Annotated in this window: 1 protein-coding gene; it reads right to left on the minus strand. The window is 46.5% G+C overall.

The features are described from left to right. Positions 1–467, minus strand: a 467-nt coding sequence (locus tag ACYVRH_RS14590; RefSeq protein ID WP_461257587.1) for a phosphoheptose isomerase family protein, incomplete at both ends; no start/stop codon positions are given.

Raw genomic sequence — 467 nt, forward strand, 5'->3', positions numbered from 1 at the left:
GGTTACAAGTAGAGCCTGTTCATAGGGGGTACCCATCGTTTGTATGGAAATCAGCGCGTCAGGTTTTTCCAGCATGGTCTGGCCGGGAATATGTACAATATAATCAACGGATTTAGGTACCAGCTCAGGATGTGCAGAAAGGACAATTATAACGGCATTGGCATTTTTGGCAGCTTCCAGCTGGGCTGTCGAAGTTCCCGTCCAAGGGGAAGATCCGACTCCAATACTCATTATAAGGATATCCCCCTTCCCGATAGGCGGCACATGGGGTTCACCAACTACATAAGCGTCATATCCCATATGAAAAACCCGCATGGCAAATGCCGACAACATCATCATCTCCCGCCCCTGGCCGAAGAAGAAAATCTTTTTTGCACCTTCGATCCTGTCTATCAGGACATCCAGCTCTTTATCGTCCACAGCAAGAAAATTTTTCTCTAATTCGTCAATTATTACCTGTCTTTCGT

The organism is Treponema sp. R80B11-R83G3 (genome assembly GCF_054786115.1).